Source organism: Acinetobacter lwoffii (genome assembly GCF_024129435.1).
Classification (GTDB): Bacteria; Pseudomonadota; Gammaproteobacteria; order Pseudomonadales; family Moraxellaceae; genus Acinetobacter; species Acinetobacter lwoffii_F.
The window spans coordinates 14124-29386 of sequence record NZ_JAMXXN010000008.1; the positions used below are offsets into that span (position 1 = coordinate 14124).

General features: G+C 41.9%; 15 protein-coding genes. 7 read left to right on the forward strand and 8 right to left on the reverse strand.

Translation table 11 applies throughout. The annotated features are described in order from the left end of the window. The gene (locus NI455_RS07185) at positions 1-2940 is read right to left on the reverse strand and encodes an insulinase family protein (protein ID WP_253113299.1); all 2940 of its coding nucleotides are present in this window, start codon (positions 2938-2940) and stop codon (positions 1-3) included. A gap of 165 nt (positions 2941-3105) precedes the next feature. Continuing rightward, positions 3106-3558: a GNAT family N-acetyltransferase gene (locus NI455_RS07190; protein WP_005107150.1), complete on the reverse strand. Its 453-nt coding sequence runs from the start codon at positions 3556-3558 to the stop codon at positions 3106-3108. 276 nt (positions 3559-3834) lie between these two features. Between NI455_RS07190 and NI455_RS07195 the strand changes: the two genes are divergently transcribed. Genes NI455_RS07195 through NI455_RS07205 form a run of 3 tightly spaced genes read left to right on the forward strand, consistent with a single transcriptional unit; the run spans position 3835 to position 5796 of the window. Beyond that, entirely contained in the window at positions 3835-4839 is a 1005-nt protein-coding gene (locus NI455_RS07195; protein ID WP_004646774.1) for an adenosine kinase, read from the forward strand. Positions 4840-4853: 14 nt separating this feature from the next. Further along, complete coding sequence (locus NI455_RS07200; protein WP_004279797.1) at positions 4854-5162, forward strand: Rieske (2Fe-2S) protein; 309 nt, start codon at positions 4854-4856, stop codon at positions 5160-5162. Between the two features lie 19 nt (positions 5163-5181). Continuing rightward, positions 5182-5796 carry an OB-fold-containig protein gene (locus tag NI455_RS07205; RefSeq protein WP_004279798.1) on the forward strand — a complete coding sequence of 205 codons (615 nt, stop codon included), beginning with the start codon at positions 5182-5184 and terminating at the stop codon, positions 5794-5796. A gap of 65 nt (positions 5797-5861) precedes the next feature. Here NI455_RS07205 and NI455_RS07210 read toward each other — a convergent pair whose 3' ends face one another. Continuing rightward, positions 5862-6533 (reverse strand): YidB family protein, encoded by a 672-nt coding sequence (locus NI455_RS07210; protein WP_253113301.1) that lies wholly within the window; start codon positions 6531-6533, stop codon positions 5862-5864. 105 nt (positions 6534-6638) lie between these two features. Continuing rightward, on the reverse strand, positions 6639-7109 hold the full coding sequence (locus tag NI455_RS07215) for a DUF6231 family protein (RefSeq protein ID WP_253113303.1): 471 nt from the start codon (positions 7107-7109) through the stop codon (positions 6639-6641). A gap of 34 nt (positions 7110-7143) precedes the next feature. On the opposite strand from NI455_RS07215, the gene NI455_RS07220 reads away from it, so the two are divergent. After that, entirely contained in the window at positions 7144-8016 is an 873-nt protein-coding gene (locus NI455_RS07220) for a DUF2797 domain-containing protein (protein WP_005246559.1), read from the forward strand. Positions 8017-8047: 31 nt separating this feature from the next. On the opposite strand, the gene NI455_RS07225 is transcribed toward NI455_RS07220, so the two are convergent. The 4 genes from NI455_RS07225 to NI455_RS07240 form a co-directional block, all read right to left on the reverse strand. Continuing rightward, entirely contained in the window at positions 8048-9496 is a 1449-nt protein-coding gene (locus tag NI455_RS07225; RefSeq protein ID WP_253113304.1) for a hypothetical protein, read from the reverse strand. Positions 9497-9653: 157 nt separating this feature from the next. Then, positions 9654-11519: a SurA N-terminal domain-containing protein gene (locus NI455_RS07230; RefSeq protein WP_253113306.1), complete on the reverse strand. Its 1866-nt coding sequence runs from the start codon at positions 11517-11519 to the stop codon at positions 9654-9656. Positions 11520-11649: 130 nt separating this feature from the next. Then, entirely contained in the window at positions 11650-11922 is a 273-nt protein-coding gene (locus NI455_RS07235; protein ID WP_004279807.1) for an HU family DNA-binding protein, read from the reverse strand. Positions 11923-12084: 162 nt separating this feature from the next. Next, positions 12085-12558 carry a phasin family protein gene (locus NI455_RS07240; RefSeq protein WP_243474677.1) on the reverse strand — a complete coding sequence of 158 codons (474 nt, stop codon included), beginning with the start codon at positions 12556-12558 and terminating at the stop codon, positions 12085-12087. A 203-nt stretch (positions 12559-12761) separates the two neighbouring features. Between NI455_RS07240 and NI455_RS07245 the strand changes: the two genes are divergently transcribed. The 3 genes from NI455_RS07245 (at position 12762) to NI455_RS07255 (ending at position 15217) form a co-directional block, all read left to right on the forward strand. Continuing rightward, positions 12762-13412: a hypothetical protein gene (locus NI455_RS07245; RefSeq protein ID WP_253113308.1), complete on the forward strand. Its 651-nt coding sequence runs from the start codon at positions 12762-12764 to the stop codon at positions 13410-13412. 112 nt (positions 13413-13524) lie between these two features. Then, the gene (locus tag NI455_RS07250) at positions 13525-13998 is read left to right on the forward strand and encodes an Rrf2 family transcriptional regulator (protein WP_004279811.1); all 474 of its coding nucleotides are present in this window, start codon (positions 13525-13527) and stop codon (positions 13996-13998) included. A 1-nt stretch (position 13999) separates the two neighbouring features. Further along, a complete protein-coding gene (locus NI455_RS07255; RefSeq protein WP_004279813.1) occupies positions 14000-15217 on the forward strand; it encodes an IscS subfamily cysteine desulfurase in 1218 nt (405 codons plus the stop codon). Positions 15218-15263 lie beyond the last annotated feature (46 nt).

Genomic DNA, 15263 nt, shown 5'->3' on the forward strand with positions numbered 1-15263 from the left:
TTATAGAACTTGTTGAATTACAAAACCAAGCTGCTCCAGCATTTCACGTTTTGCCACTGGCGCTACAATGGCTTTCGTCGCCTGCTGCTCGACCAGATAGGTCTGTGCAACACGCTGCAAATCATCCAGTGTGACATTCAATAAACGTTCACGTAATTTTTTACGGAACGCTGGCGTACGTTGATGCAAGTAAGAATAACATGCAGTAATGGCTTCGCCTGCCGGTGAACCCGGTTTATCCATGCTGGCAATCAGACCCAGAATGGCTTCTTCCAACTGGTGTGGCTGTTGTGGTGCATTAAGTAACCACTGAATACTCGCATCAAAATCCTGGAAAGTTTCTGCCAGACGTGGGTCACGATAGCTGTAGAAACGGAATGAACAGGCATTCCCGTCATAGCTGGCACCACCACCATAGGCACCGCCTTTTTCACGGATGGCACTGTGCAGGAAGCCATTACGCAAATAACCCGCCAGTACCATCAATGCAGCAGCATCAGGATGTGAAACTTCAACAGCTGGATAAGCAGCCGCACAGAACTGGACATTGGCTTGAATCAACCAGGCTTCGTGCTGGTCATGGGTTACTTTTTCGACTTGAGTTAATGAAACTGGTGCAGAATCAACTTCAAGTTTATCCCAGACATTCTGAATTTCTTCGATCAGATGCTCAGACTGCGGCTCTTCACAGACTAACAGGAATTGCTTTGGTGCTTGCAACAAGACCCGATGAATCCGTTTTAATTCATCAATCAGCAGATCATATTCAGCCGGATCTTTTTCGATCTTAGACACCAGCTCGATCAGCCAGTTCAATGCACCCAAACCGGTATTGTGATAATCACGCAAAGCCAATGCACTATGCTGACGTGAAGCCGTTTGCATTGCATAGCTATGTCCAGAACCAGAAATACGTGACTGCCAGCGCGTTTTACGCTGTTGTAACAGCTCGATAATACGGTCTTTCTCATCAAAACGAAGCTGTTCAAAACCGATCTTTAACAGACGGATCGCATCGAGATGATTCACCAAAGATTTGGTCGTTAGCGTCAACCAGGCAGTAATCTTGTTTTTGTCATCGACTTTAGAACGCAAAGATGCGCCCATGCCCAGACCGCCACTTACCGCTGTTTGCAGTTGCTGGAACTCAAGATAATCATACTCACCCGCACCGACTTCACCCATCAGGATCGACAGTAGGTTAAAGTAAGGCGACTGCACCACTTCATCCGGAATATTGACCAGAACCTGTTGATAATAAATCCCATTGGTGCCGGCATGATACAGGTTCAACGGCGTATCAACACGGTTACAGATAATCTCACGCAACTGGCCTTGAACAATTTGCAATTCCGCAGGGACATCTTCCAGACCGACTTTCGGCAATAAATTCAAGTCATCCGGCGTGTCCTGACGCACATTCAATGCTTCAGTCTGCGCAATAATTTCAGCTTTCTGTTCTTCAGTCAGATTCTTGCCAATTTCAGCCAGACGCGCTTTTTCATCCGCTGCTTCTTTGGCAGATTTAGTCGCATCCGGAACCAGTGTCAATTGGACACGATGCGGATTATCCAGCAAATGCTCTTTGATCAGATTGGAAAGCCACATTGGATCTTGCAGTTCTTCCTTAACTGCGGCAATCGCAGAGTCCACATCCCAAACTTCGACCGGATCACGGTGATGAATTGCGCTGCCCAAACCGCTCAGAATCAGGCTCAGACCATACGGCGTACCATCACCATTGATTTCACGCTGATGCAATTCAATTTGATGCAGAATCGCATCGACCATGCTCTGATCAACTGGTTTAGAGGCAACATCTTCCAGAACCTTAAACACACCATTTTTAAATTCTTCTGCATGTTCAGGATTTGAACCCTGTACCGCACAGTAGAAAGTCATTTCAAAATTAGAATCATCCACGCCCATGAATGGACCCGTGGCATCTGCATAACCACACGTTTCCAGATAATGACGCAGTGGTGATGCTGAATCTTCTAACAAGATACCTTCAACTAAACGCATACCTAAACGCAGTTTAATGTCACTGGCTTCTGGCAATAACCATGACAGCACATGATAGGTCTTGTCCTGTAAATCTTCGGCATCAACCGCATAGCTGTCGGTAACCGTCAATGGTGCAGTCAAACGGGTTTCAGGTGTTGGATAAAGGGTCTGACCTTTTTCAAATTTAGACAATGCCAGATGTTCAAACTGCTCTTGCAGTTCGAATGCCGTTTTATTGCCAAAGGTCATGAAGACTGCATTACTTGGATGATAATGTGACTTATAGAAATCAACCAACTCTTGGTAAGTCAGGTCAGGAATATCTTTAGGATCACCACCCGAATTATAGTGATAGGTCGTATTTGGGAATAAATGATGCGCCAGCGTGTGATACAACTGATCTGAAGGCGAACTCATCGCACCTTTCATTTCATTAAAGACCACGCCTTTATAGACAGGCTCGCCATTTTCCAGCTCAATGCGAATGCCTTCCTGGGCAAAATCTAGTGGATTGAGGTTCGCAGCAAATGCTGCATCCATATACACTTCAAGCAGGTTCTGGAAATCCTTGCTGTTCTGCGTCGCAAATGGGTACGCAGTCCAGTCCGCCGCAGTAAAGGCATTCATGAAAGTATTCAGTGAACGGCGAATCATCAGGAAGAATGGATCACGCACCGGGAATTTTTCTGAACCACACAGCGCAGTATGTTCCAGAATATGTGCTTCGCCTTTAGAATCCATCGGCTGGGTACGAAACGCCACCAGAAAGACATTTTCGTCGTGATTGGTCGCCAGATGATAATGTGTGGCGCCAGTCACTTTATGTTTATATTCAGACACGAAAATGTCTAAAGCTTCAACATGTTGTTGACGTACCAACTGAAACGCAGGATGTACAGTTTGAGAAATGGTTTCAGTGACATCTACAGTCATGCGATCTCCTAATGCTTTAATTAAAATAACTAAGCGCATTATAGCTTTAGTTATCTAAATTATTCACGTTGAAAACCGAGGATTTTGATCGAATTAAGTAAACTTGATCATTTGAAAATTAAATCATCAAATTTACTTCCTGCATCTAGATAAGTATTTACAAGCTTAAGAAATCAGATATTTAAAATAGTTATAGCTTGGATTGTTTTCCACAAATACATAATTCTGCTTTTGATAAAAACTGGCGGCCAGTCGGGTATCTGTTTGTAAGCATAAAGCCGAATAATGCGGACGTGCCAATTGCTCTAGGTAAGCCAAAAGCTGTTTGCCTACGCCATGCTGACGATATTTCGGATGCACATAGAAACGGCGTACCCGACCAATGCGGTCTTCAATGCCATTATCTCCCCATTGCTGGTTTAAGCCGCCACAGGCAACCAGTTTCTTGCCATCATGCGCCACCACCAGATATTCATTGGCGTGGCTAAAGCAGTTTTTCCCGGTGCGATATTCTTCTATTAACTTATCTACCAAATTATAGCCTTCTTTACGTGCCAGAGTTGCCAGTGTTTCGATCTGATCCGGGAGTTGTTCGGCTGTTACAATTTTAATATTCATATACGCACACTATTTGAAATTGTTGTGAAGAATGACAGTTGCCAAGCGACTTAAAGTATCATGCCAGGAGCGATATCTCTTTATAAATAAAATGTGATCCTTAAATCAATGCTGCAGCGCACCAGTGCACAAAAATAAGTCAGTTTTTAGACCAAAGATAGCTGCTGAACAAAATACAGCATTTTTGAAAAATATTTGAAAATGATTCAACAAACTACAGCAATCCCAAGCAATCGTGTAAACTTAGGACTTTCATTTTTAATGTGATATTTGAACATGGCAACTGTTGATCTTTTTGCGATTGGTAATGCGCTGATTGACCAAGAATTTAAAGTTTCTGATGACTTTTTAACTGCACATCACTTGCAAAAAGGCACCATGCAACTTGCAGATGGTGAGACTCAGGCCACTCTTTATCAAAATCTTCAAGCGACTCAAGTGTATAAGGGTCAGGCTTCAGGCGGTTCAGCAGCCAACACTACCGTGGCATTTTCTGCGCTCGGTGGTTCTGCATTTTATGGCTGTCGTGTCGGAAATGACGAACTGGGGCACATCTACCTGAAGGGTTTGAATGATGCAGGTATTAAGACCACCACCCAATCGATCAGTGAAGGCGTAACAGGGACATGTATGGTTCTGGTCAGCCCTGATTCTGAACGTACCATGCATACCTATCTGGGTATTACGGCCGAACTGACTGATCAACAAATTGATTTCAGCGCACTAAATAGCGCGAAATGGCTATATCTCGAAGGTTATTTATCAACTTCTGACACAGCACGTCATGCCGTACAACAAGCACGTGATATTGCCCGTGCCAATGGCGTTAAAATTGCCCTAACTTTATCTGATCCTGCCATGGTGCAATACGCGCGTGCCGGTTTGGATGAAATGATTGCAGATGGTGTAGACTTGCTGTTATGTAACCAGCAAGAAGCGCTGATGTATACAGAAACAGATAATCTTGAGGCAGCCCTGCTTAAATTAAAAACAATCAGTCAGCACGTTGTCATTACATTGTCAGCTGAAGGCGCACTGATTTCGGATTATCAAAATACATTTACTGTTCCTGGCCGTAAAGTGCCTGCAGTAGATGCCAACGGTGCCGGTGATGCTTTTGCCGGGGCTTTCCTGTACGGATTGAATGCTAATTTGGGTCTTCAAGCTGCGGCTGAACTGGCGATTCTCATTTCGAGCCAAGTGGTTTCACAATTTGGTCCGCGCCTGGCAGTTGAAGACTATGCGGCATTATTACAAGACTTTCAAAAGGAATGTGCTTAATGTTTAAAATCTGCATGACCGAAGACGTTCCAGAGCGCGAAGCACGCTCTTTTGAGCTTCCTGATGGAGACAATATCTTTATCACACAGCGTGACGGTGCCTTCTATGCCTATCAAAACCTGTGTCCGCATTTGCAGGTTGAACTGGAATTTCTGGAAAACCAGTTTTTGGATCGTGATCAGGAATTTATTGAATGCTCCACGCATGGCGCCTTGTTTCTGGTAGAAAGCGGTGAATGCATTTCCGGGCCTTGCCAAGGTCAAGCACTTGAAAAAGTAGAGATTACCGTGCATTCTGATGGTGGAATTTACCTCTCAGAATAAGACGAAAACGGACTTCACCATGCCTGCATTTTTTCTAGACTATAACCTGATGCCTTTTCATCTGAGTTTATTGGCGATTATTCTGTTTGGTGTGGTGAAAACCATTGGTTTCTATTTTGGACTCAGACCCAGCAAGTTTCTGCAAAAAATTTCACCTTATGACTTTCAGCAGATGGATCTACTAAACGTCAAATTCTCCAAAACTTTGATTGTGTTTTTCTTCCTGATGAATTTTAGCTTTGCCGGCTATGTTTTACAGTTCCTGATCTATTCTCAGGAATTTAAATTTCTGCCTGCCTATTATCTGATTATTCCAGCTTTGATCATTGCGACTTTTTTTACTATTTTTATGATTCACTGTCTGGATCAGGTCATTCCACCTAAATATAAAAAGAACAATGTCAATTTACTCGGCCGTTTGGCGACGATTTCCAGTGGCAATGCCCGTCCCGGTTTTTCTGCTCAAGCACGGGTGCGAGATGAGTATGGACAACTGCATTATGTACAGGTAGAACCTGAGTTTGGTGAACTCGGTTTTCAGTCGCAGATTATCCTGATTCGCATGAGAAAATCTCATTATGTTGCCAAGAAAATCTGTAAATCTAATCAGCTGTTCAGCATGAATCTAGATTAAATTTGAAATCATTTATAGACATTAAAAATCCCGACAGATATCGGGATTTTTTTTAATGTTTAGATTTACTTTTTAAGAAGTCCTGAAACCATATTCAATACATTTTGAATATCGTTATTGGCTTCCTGCTTGCTGGTTTGCTCACCTTGCGGGGTAAGCGAATCAATAATCTGCGGTAAGACCTGTGAAATCGCACTATACACATCCTGCTTCGGTGCATGGGTTTGCTGTGCAACTTCTTCAACTTCCTGCTCATCAAACAGGTTCTGCACTTGCTGCGGATCGACATTGGCATTTTCACCGGGACCGGTCGACACCCAATCATCGACCTGACTATTGAGCCCCTGTCCTTTAAGCTTATCTAATGCACCCTGTAAACCGCCCTGTTTTTGAATCCAGGCCAGTACTAAAGGCAGTACTGCAATCAATAAGGTTTTACCGGTAGAACCACTTAGTCCTGAACGAGGCTGGGCAGTACTTTGAGTACTACCACCACCAAACTGACTTAGTACTGAACCTAAAATTGCCCCCAGACCATTTTGTCGGTTCTGCTGACCGGTTTGATTCTGCTGGTTTTGAGGATTTTGATTTTGCTGAGGATTTGACTGGTTTAAATGCCCTAGCACAGACCCTAGGATATCTGCCAAGCCACCTTGTTGTGAGGACTTTTGCTGCGACTGCCCGCCACCCAATGCCTGCTTTGCTAATATTTCCACAATACTACTCAGGTTTGTCATGTCCTATATCCTATGTGCATCTTAATTACAGAATACGGCCTGCCCTCATATTGTCTAGGCAAGATTGTGTTAATATTTGCAATCTTAGTTAAGCAGGTTTTCGGCTTACCAGCGAAATTTATCCCAGTTTTCCGGATTAGCCCAAAACTTGGAGTTAAACCAGTCTGGCACGTGCTTATAGGTTAAAATATTAAACTGCCACAGCGCAAAATCGGCTTCATGTGTGGTCTTGTCAATCAGCTGGGTAAATCCCAAAGCTCTCAATAATTTTTCATCTTGCAGCTTGCTGATCACCACCAGTCGTTTGGCAAACAAATCACGTAATTTCACCAGAATTTGACTCATGATCTGCTCCGACAAATGTTCTGTTTCTGCAGTATCCAGCATCACTACAGCCAAGTCATAACGTTGCTGAAAAGGCAGATTTAAAAAGTCAGATACGCTAAAATAGGACCATTGAATACCTGGCTGAAACTGGACTTGGCTCAAGTCCTGCCCAATACAAATAGCAGTATGAATTGGCTGTTCCTGTGCGAAATCGTCTAGCATCGAAGTAATGACATTCTGCTCAGCCATAACTGCATCCTTATGATTTAAGTGAGTAATTTTTATGGAACTTCAGGGCATTTGTCATAAAATGCACGTCGGCCTCAAGGACCTTAGTGTAACTGATCAACAGATACAGCGGGCAAATGTTGAATATAAATTAATTTTAGATCGTGCAGAAATTGATCTTCCGTTTAATTTAGGCCAAGAAATCGAGATTGAATGGACAGGTAATATTTACTGCGTGTCTTGTGGCAACAAAACTTCCAAATCATTTTCGCAAGGTCACTGTTTTAAATGTTTTAAAACCAATGCTTCATGTGATATGTGCATCATGAAGCCAGAGACGTGCCATTATCATTTAGGCACTTGCCGCGAAGATGAGTTTGCACAGAATGTCTGCTTTCAGCCACATATTGTCTATTTGGCCAATTCTAGCGCATTAAAGGTCGGTATCACCCGTACCAGCCAAATGCCGACCCGCTGGCTTGATCAGGGTGCGACCCAGGCCCTGCCGATTATGAAAGTGGGCTCACGTCGTCTTTCTGGAAAGCTTGAGGTCATGTTTGGTACGCAGGTCGCTGATAAAACTGATTGGCGCAAACTGCTCAAAGGTGAAGCAGAACCATTGAATCTGATTGAAGTGCGTGAACAACTTCTAGAAGAATTCGCACCTAAAATTCAAAGCATTCGTGAAGAATTTAATCAGAATCTAGAATTTAATGAAAATATTGAAGTATTGGAAGATGAATTCGCACGAGAGTTCATTTATCCGGTAGAACAATATCCGGAAAAGATTAAATCACATAATCTGGATAAAACTCCCGTGATTCGTGGCAAGTTACAAGGCATCAAGGGTCAGTATTTAATTCTGGATACCGGCGTAATTAATATGCGCAAATATACCGGTTATGAACTGATTATTCGTGCTGAATAATTAAAAAAGGGAGCATTTGCTCCCTTTTTTCTTATCCAATAATATTAATCTGATCAAATAGCTGCTGTTGTATAAGCTGTGAATTAATATTCTGGTCGGCAAAATAAGGGGCTTCGAAGCTTTCTTCTAGTGCTTCCAGCACAATCAGCTCAATGAGTGCAACTGATGTAGTCGGCGTTTCTGTATCTTGTAGAAGTAATGTCAAATCAACCTGAATATCTTGAGAATCATTTTCTAAACTTGCAGATTCTTCATCTTGCTCAATCACTGTAGTAAGAATATCCTCAATAGAAGCATGTTGCTCCACGTTTAATGGAAAATTAATTTTTGCTAATGAAATAGTTTCACTACGCTGGCCTGCTGCATTCTCCGAATATAAAGTCAAAAAGCCACCTTGTGCAATTGGATTTTCTATACTCCACTCACCATTCGCATTTGCATAAGTCATATATTCCTGATTATTAGCAAGAATCACAATTTTACCGTAAGGCATTGCCTCGCCAGCAAGCTGTTCGCCATTTTCCAAAATAGTAGGGACAACTAGCTCAAACAAGATGTAACTCGGCTGTTCTGGCTCTATAACAGGTAATTCTGGCTCAGGAAATACCACAGGAATCGCCAATGCAATGATATTAGATCTAATACCTAAATCATTTACTGCATAAATCTCTAAAGTTCCTCCTTGTGCAATTGGGTTGAGTAACGACCAATTCCCCTGACCATCAACACTAGTTGAATATTCATGACCATTTGCCGTCACAATAATCTGCGTATGAGGAGTTGCTTTACCTGATAGATATTCACCCTGCTCTAAAATAACTGGGGTAATAGGTGCCCAATCTGGAAATACCGGAATTTCAGGAAGTGGCGCCATACCAGAAATAATAGATGGAGATTCTTCTCCAAGTTCATTACGGGCAAATACTTCTATAAAAGTACCCGGCACCATCGGATTTAGAAGTGTCCATTGCCCATTTACATCAGCTTCGGTGTTATATTCAACACCATTATGCCTAACCACCACCGTCACATGTGGATCAGCCGTACCGACTAGATAATCACCCTCTTGAGAAAACACAGGTATACTCGGAGGTAGTGGTGCTATTTGCGCTAGTCCAATTTCTAAGGAAACAATTCCTTTTGCATTTACAGCAACAATCGTCACTGAGCCAGCGCCTGAGATGGGATTATTCAGTGACCAACTTCCCTGCGCATCAGCATTAGTTTGATATTGCTGATCATTATAAGTTGCAATAATAGTAACAAACGGATCTGCTATACCAACAATTTGGCTACCAAACTCCGTTACCTCAGGCGTAGAAGGTTTGAGAATAATTGCTGTTTCATCCCGAACATACCCTTTCCCCGGTTTATTCGGTTCATGACCTTTTCCAGGTTTATTTGGTTGTGGGTGATAGTGAGGTGATTTAACGACCTGCGCATGCTGCGGAACAGGATTAAAATACGATATTTTTTTCATTATATGCCTTATCATTTTTTATTTATGCTGAATGGATATAGACTGAATTACAGCCCAAAATAATTATATATCAGATATTTAATATTATTTCCCATAAGATTATAAATTTTGGAAAATAAAAAACCAGCCCGCAGGCTGGTTTTTTTATACAACAATTTTATTTGATTTTTGCTTGAGATTTCAGGTAACGCGTATAGTCATCAAATTCCTGCTGACCACGAAGTTGTTGATATAACTTCACCAACTCACTGCGTTGTTCTGCACTCAATACATCTACCGGGTTCTTCTTCACTTCTGATACAGCAACCACAACCAGCTCATTTGGCATTTTCGCTGTTGTCACTGACCAATGGCCTGCTTTTGGTGTCGGAAGACTAAAAGCCGCACGCTGTACATCACGTTTTAGCAAACCTTCAGCACGTGTGTAAACACCAGCATCTTCAAAGATCAAATCACCTTTCGCCACTGCTGCAGCCGGCTTGGTTTTGAACTCATCCAGAGCTTTCTGAATTTTTGCTTTTGCCAGAGCAGCTGCTTTGTCTTCAATCAACTGAGCCTTAACACGCGGTTTTGCTTCTGCCAGTGTTTGTTCGCCAGCTGCATGATAATTACGCACCTTGATCCAGGCCACATCACCATTGGCTAACTGAATGCTTGTTGAAGCATTACGATCACCATTTTTAACATCATTATTAAACAGTTTAACCTTGAGGTTAGCATCGCTCAGCACTGGATCACGGGTCGAAAGTGTTACCCCTTGGGCTTTCTGGACTTGTACACCTTTCACTTCCTGTGTAACGACATCCAGAGAATCACTTCCTACCACCATATCATTTAGCGTATTGACCGTATCAGAGAAAGCATTGGATTTTTTAGCAGCCAAGGCTTCTTCAGACAAACGTGCTTTTTGTGATTCAAAAGAAGAAACTGCCACATCTTGCATTTGCACAGAAATAATGTGGTAACCATAATCTGTTTTCACCGGTGCAGAGACCTGACCCGATTTTAAAGAACTAACCGTCTGGTCAAATACAGTACCAAATACACCTTCTTCATAGACAGCAAGCGCACCACCTTTAGACTTAGATTCAGGGTCTTCAGAATATTGTGCTGCAGCTTGAGCAAAAGTGGTACCGGCTTTAATTTTGGCTGCAATCTCGGTCGCCAGTTTTTTTGCTTCAGCATCACTACGACTGTCCGCCGTAATTAAAATATGCTTCACATCCGGTTTAACTGCCTGTTTTTGTGTTGCAACAAAGGCAGTATACGCTTCTTGAAGTTCAGCATCGGTAACCGCCAAACTCTGCACCTGAATATCGCTTGGCTTTAACACCACATAGTCGACATCTACACTAGTCGGCTGTTTGAATAGCGTTTTGTGTTTTTCATAATAGGCAGCAATGTCTGCATCCGTCACTTTGACATCTTTTTTATAGCTGTCCAGATTAATGCTGGAAATATGAATATGACGTTGTTCAGTTTGCAAATCAGCAATCTGCTGCATTTCGACTGGGCTTACCAGTGGATAATCCAGGAAAGTCGATGACAGCATCTTCAGCGCATGATCTTTACGTAAACTTTCAATCAAAGCGCGATTGGTCATGCCAATTGATTTCAGATAATTTTCATATAAAGCATTCGAGAACTTGCCATCTTGCTGGAAAGTAGGCTGCTGAGCAATCATCTGTTCAATTTGCTGGTCACTCAGACTGATCCCTAATTCTTCAGCCTGTTGCAGCAATAAAGTACGTGCAACCAGAGTATCCATGGCTTTCTGGTCAATGAAGCTTTGATTCAGTAAAGTTTCATCCCCATTGGCATAACTGAGATATTGTTCTTTAAATGATTTGGTCAGTGACTCTAATTCTTTTTGAGATATTTCAGTCCCGTTCACTGATTTTGCTGCATCAGAGTTTCCGCTGCTAAAATATCCTTCAATACCTACAAGTGCTAACGGGGTCAAAAACAGAACGAGCAAGACTTTGCCCAACCAACCCTTAATAACTTTACGAAAAGCTTCCATAAGTATTCCAATATTTTATTTGCAAAGGATTTTAACCGAAAATACCCATTGAATGAATGTGTTAATCATCACAATTAAATTTATCAATAAAAAACGCGCCAAAGAAGGCGCGTTTCGTCGCTGGGTAAGCTTAAGCTACAGCGTCTTTTAAGCCTTTACCTGCTTTGAAGCTAGGTACTTTGCTTGCTTTGATCTCAAGAGTAGCACCAGTTTGTGGGTTACGGCCAGTACGTGCAGCGCGTTCTTTCACGCCAAAAGTACCAAAACCCACTAAAGTTACTGTATCACCCGATTTTAAAGCTTCAGTAACAGAAGCAATTGTAGCATCTAAAGCTTTACCTGCGTCAGCCTTAGATAATCCCCCTTTTTCTGCAATTGCATCAATTAATTCTGATTTATTCATGAAGATTACGTCCTCTTAATATCGTTTATTTAAGGTTCAAGAATTGGTTTAACATGCCATAACGCCTTTATAGCAATGCTTTAGGTATAAACGCAATACTTAAGAACCTCTTTTTTTTCAAAAAATATGCGAAAAAAACATTGAATAATGAATAAAGTCATTTTATTTAAGTTTTTTCGACAATTCTTCTTTCATTTTTTCTTGTTCCGCAGTCAACTGATCAACCTTGGCATGCAACTGAAGGATTAAACGTTCCAAATACTGTACATCCTTCAATGTGACTAATCCTATACGATTCAATGAGTGATGAACAGAGTTGTCGATTAATTTTTCCACTTTGTCTTTGGTGTCTGTAACCGACTCTTTGGCCTTTTCCGAAACCTTCTCTACAGTTTGATCGGCAATATCTGCAGTTTTAGATTCAAGCTCTTCCCCGACCTTGACCAGCGAGTCAAACAGTTTGTTACCTTCTTCTTCTGCACGTGAAAATGCCCCCAGTCCAGCCAACCAGATTTGTTTGGTATATTTACGAAAATCAAGAACCGATTTGCGCTCCGAGGCAGATTTAGACTTGGTTCTCAGCGTTTTCTCATTCGAAGCTTCAGCTGAGTCTTGTGCTGTTTTTGACTTGTCCATGTGCACGGCTCCTGTTTGTTTTCTGCGCAATTATTATAAATTATTCTACAAAACCACTGCATAATAGCAAATTTAGTACTTGATAGATTTGATAAACTGTTCTACAAAGCAATTTATTTCAAGTCTAATTTGATTTAACCCTGAAATCTCTTCACAAGCAGGAAGCTTTTTCACTTTATATTTCAGGTAAGGATTAGTTGTATATGAGCGAATCGCAACAAAGTCAAAATCAACCGCATTTGTTGCTTACGATGACGTTAATTGTTTTAGAGACAATATTTACCTTCATTCTCAAGCATGATCGTGTCGTTGCATTACAGGCCAAAAAGTTTGTAGATAAAAACATCTCGATTAAAATCAATAGCTATATTCCGTATTTCGACTTTTATGTGCAATTCACCCCCAATGGACTATTGTTTGACCATAAAGCACCGGGCCGCATTGTCGACCTGGATGTGCGCACTACACTTCCCGATCTGATTAAAATTTTCATTTTTGGCAATCGTCGTAGCATTCGTAGCATGCGTATTGATGGTCATCAGGTTTTAAAAGATGAGTTTCGTGATCTGTTAACCGTATTCAGCTTGCCAAAAGTACTAGCCGACTGGAAACACTGGCTGTCTGATGCGCCGACGGATGAAGCGGAAATTATTGCTTCTAAAAAGCGTATTGCACCGCTTTTAAAGAAAATTGAAGAACAGCGCTCCAAGATCAATACCCTGCAAGTGGAAGTCAAACAGTATAAAAACCGCCTGAAACGGATCGAACGCCGTCAAAAGCGTATTAATATCATTTTTGGCCTGAGCAGCGTACTTTTGATTATGTTATTAGTGTATAATTGGCTGAGCATGTAAATCTTTCATTCTCCAAAAATTAAATCCCACTAAGGTCTACTAAAAATAACTTGACTAATTTAGTCGGGATTCATAAAATCTACACATCTAGTCTAACCATGTGTATCGAATCATGCGCCTAACCACTCGCGGTCGCTACGCTGTGACTGCTCTACTTGATCTAGCTTTGCAGCCTTCTGAAAAAACGATAACGCTCGCTGAAATTGCAGCACGTCAAACTATTTCTGTTGCTTATCTTGAGCAGTTATTTGCGAAGCTCAAGCGTCATGGTTTAGTTTCTAGTGTTCGTGGCGCAAATGGTGGTTACCATTTAGCACGTAATGCAGATGAAATTACTGTGTTAGCAATTATTGAAGCTGTAAACGAAACAGTTGATGCGACTCGCTGTGACCATAAAGGCAATTGCCAGAATGGCGCGATGTGCTTGACTCATGATTTATGGCAGGAACTCTCCCATCACATCGCCGATTATTTAGAAAAAATCTCGCTTGCTGATCTGGTTGCACGTGACAACGTCCAGACTGTGTCATTACGCCAAAAATCAGCACCTTTAGATTCAGCCCTTTTATCGGTTACAGGTATTTGACATGAAACGTCCGATTTATCTTGATTATGCAGCTACAACTCCTGTAGATCCTCAGGTTGCTGAACGTATGATGGAATGCTTAACATTCGATGGTACCTTTGGTAATGCGGCATCTCGTTCACACGCGTATGGTTGGCAAGCAGAAGAAAAAGTTGAATATGCACGTGAGCAAGTTGCGAATTTAATCAAAGCTGATCCACGTGAAATCGTATGGACTTCAGGTGCAACCGAGTCAGACAACCTTGCGCTTAAAGGTGTGGCTCATTTCTATGCATCTAAAGGTAAACATATCGTTACCTCTAAAATCGAACATAAGGCAGTTTTAGATACCTGTCGTGAGCTTGAGTCTGAAGGTTTTGAAATTACCTATATTGAGCCTCAACCTCAAACCGGTTTAATTACGCCTGAAATGGTACAGGCAGCGATCCGTCCAGACACAATTCTTGTTTCCCTGATGATGGTGAACAATGAAATCGGTACTGTGACTGATGTTGCAGCGATTGGTGAAATCACTCGCGCCAACAAGATTTTCTTCCATGTCGATGCAGCTCAGGCAGCGGGTAAAGTTGAAATTGATCTTTCAACTTTAAAAGTAGATTTGATGAGCTTCTCTGCGCACAAAATCTATGGCCCTAAAGGTATTGGCGCCCTGTTTGTACGTCGTAGCCCACGTGTACGCCTTAAAGCTGAAATGCATGGTGGCGGTCATGAACGTGGTATGCGTTCAGGTACCCTTGCGACTCACCAGATTGTCGGTATGGGTGAAGCATTTGAACTTGCAGGTAAAAACCTGGAAGCTGAACAGACTCGTCTACGCGTACTTCGCGACAAATTATGGAATGGCTTACAAGGTCTTGAACAAGTGTTCCTGAACGGTCATCCAACACAAAACGTTGCGAACTATCTAAACATTAGCTTCAACTTCGTTGAAGGCGAATCATTGATGATGGCATTGAAAGATGCTGCGGTATCTTCAGGTTCGGCATGTACATCTGCAACACTTGAACCATCTTATGTACTTCGTGCATTGGGTCTTTCAGACGAACTTGCACACAGTTCGATTCGCTTCAGCTTTGGTAAATACACCACTGAAGAAGATATCGATCACGTATTGACTATCACTAAAGCTGCTGTTGAGAAGTTACGTGAACTTTCTCCGCTTTGGGATATGTATAAGGAAGGTATTGACCTTTCTAAAGTTGAGTGGGCTGAGCACTAATTTTCATCCTGAGATAGTGACAAATCCGTTGCTATCTCATTGAGAA

What these genes read in the sequence shown, in the direction of transcription:
- NI455_RS07185 (WP_253113299.1), bottom strand. Translation starts at nt 2,940, where the DNA reads ATGACTGTAGATGTCACTGAAACCATTTCTCAAACTGTACATCCTGCG.
- NI455_RS07190 (WP_005107150.1), bottom strand. Translation starts at nt 3,558, where the DNA reads ATGAATATTAAAATTGTAACAGCCGAACAACTCCCGGATCAGATCGAA.
- NI455_RS07195 (WP_004646774.1), top strand. Translation starts at nt 3,835, where the DNA reads ATGGCAACTGTTGATCTTTTTGCGATTGGTAATGCGCTGATTGACCAA.
- NI455_RS07200 (WP_004279797.1), top strand. Translation starts at nt 4,854, where the DNA reads ATGACCGAAGACGTTCCAGAGCGCGAAGCACGCTCTTTTGAGCTTCCT.
- NI455_RS07205 (WP_004279798.1), top strand. Translation starts at nt 5,182, where the DNA reads ATGCCTGCATTTTTTCTAGACTATAACCTGATGCCTTTTCATCTGAGT.
- NI455_RS07210 (WP_253113301.1), bottom strand. Translation starts at nt 6,533, where the DNA reads ATGACAAACCTGAGTAGTATTGTGGAAATATTAGCAAAGCAGGCATTG.
- NI455_RS07215 (WP_253113303.1), bottom strand. Translation starts at nt 7,109, where the DNA reads ATGGCTGAGCAGAATGTCATTACTTCGATGCTAGACGATTTCGCACAG.
- NI455_RS07220 (WP_005246559.1), top strand. Translation starts at nt 7,144, where the DNA reads ATGGAACTTCAGGGCATTTGTCATAAAATGCACGTCGGCCTCAAGGAC.
- NI455_RS07225 (WP_253113304.1), bottom strand. Translation starts at nt 9,496, where the DNA reads ATGAAAAAAATATCGTATTTTAATCCTGTTCCGCAGCATGCGCAGGTC.
- NI455_RS07230 (WP_253113306.1), bottom strand. Translation starts at nt 11,519, where the DNA reads ATGGAAGCTTTTCGTAAAGTTATTAAGGGTTGGTTGGGCAAAGTCTTG.
- NI455_RS07235 (WP_004279807.1), bottom strand. Translation starts at nt 11,922, where the DNA reads ATGAATAAATCAGAATTAATTGATGCAATTGCAGAAAAAGGGGGATTA.
- NI455_RS07240 (WP_243474677.1), bottom strand. Translation starts at nt 12,558, where the DNA reads ATGGACAAGTCAAAAACAGCACAAGACTCAGCTGAAGCTTCGAATGAG.
- NI455_RS07245 (WP_253113308.1), top strand. Translation starts at nt 12,762, where the DNA reads ATGAGCGAATCGCAACAAAGTCAAAATCAACCGCATTTGTTGCTTACG.
- NI455_RS07250 (WP_004279811.1), top strand. Translation starts at nt 13,525, where the DNA reads ATGCGCCTAACCACTCGCGGTCGCTACGCTGTGACTGCTCTACTTGAT.
- NI455_RS07255 (WP_004279813.1), top strand. Translation starts at nt 14,000, where the DNA reads ATGAAACGTCCGATTTATCTTGATTATGCAGCTACAACTCCTGTAGAT.